Origin of the sequence: Streptomyces sp. NPDC050263, from assembly GCF_040655955.1 — a bacterium.
Taxonomy (GTDB): Bacteria; Actinomycetota; Actinomycetes; order Streptomycetales; family Streptomycetaceae; genus Streptomyces.
The window spans coordinates 1-1145 of sequence record NZ_JBFAKW010000315.1; the positions used below are offsets into that span (position 1 = coordinate 1).

Annotated in this window: 1 protein-coding gene; it reads left to right on the forward strand. The window is 69.3% G+C overall.

What is annotated here, in order from left to right:
• The first annotated feature begins 527 nt into the window (after positions 1-527).
• Entirely contained in the window at positions 528-848 is a 321-nt protein-coding gene (locus AB0J04_RS46245) for a hypothetical protein (protein WP_363174751.1), read from the forward strand.
• Positions 849-1145 lie beyond the last annotated feature (297 nt).

Consider the following 1145-nt stretch of genomic DNA (forward strand, 5'->3'; position numbering starts at 1 on the left):
CGGGCGAGTATACCCTCATCACCATAAATGACTCCTTCTGGCCGGTCCCCTGCGGGGCCGGATCGAAGGTGTCCACCTACAAGGGGGAAGCCCCAGCTGTGCGTGGCGAAGCCACGCTGCATCGCTGTCGGGAATCTTGAGATCCAGGGTCATTTGCCTTGCCGCCACCATAGGGGTCGGGGCAGGCCGCATGCGTCGACCGATCGGCTCCTCCCGTGCGGTGACTGGGCGCAACACGCTCTCCGGCCGGCGTCGCCCGGGCCGGGCGGATTCCCCTGCTCGCGCCCAGGGGCGCGGGCTCGGTCCTCAGCGAGTGTCAGATCCATCATGCCTGTTCGCAGGTGGTTTTCGGTAGGACGGAGCGCACGTCCGTTCGGGCTTGTCGCAGGTGGTGGTCCGCCCGCAGACTCGTCGTCATCCACTCTCCGACGTCCGTGTCGGCATCCGTTCCCGGCTGCCGACGCGTTCGCTGTGCTGTCTCGTCGCGTGACGGGGCGGGCCGGGGGTGAGGGAACGAAGGGGGATCGATGGATCAGGACATGGTTCTGCGGGCGAGGGTCAAGCTGCTCGGCGCCAACCGGCGGGTGGTGCGCGGTGTCGAAGGGCTGTGGATCTACCGCCTGCTGACGCAGGTCGAGCCGGAGGTGTACGGGTCGAAGCTGGCGTACGTCCTGGTGGAGGCCGGCGCCTCGCCGCTGGTGCGGGAGCTGCCCGGGCAACGGCTGGCACTCTTGGAGGAGGCGGTGGCGGTGGCGACGGCCCTCAGCGCCGAGAATCCCTACCGGGCCAAGGTGCTGGCGAGGGCTCTCGCCGCCCGGCGGGAACTTGACGGCCGGCAGGCGGTGTAGCGGGAAACGCCCTATCCGGTGCGCATCAGGTGCGGTGCGCGGCGCCGGTGGTGCGCGGCATCGTGCGGACCTGGTGCGCACCACCGGCCCGTGGTGCACTCGATGCGCACTGCCCGGCGCGGGAGCCCGGCCGGACCTTTGACCAGGTTGGGCCGGGCACCCGTTTCTCCTAGATTGTGCGCGAGCGGTCATCGACCGGTGCTAGGGCCTGTGTGGAGTTGTGATCTCGCGGGGCCCCGGTCTGGGAAATCCGGGGGCCCTGGAGTAGAACGGTGGGGTGTCTCGACCTCAACTTTC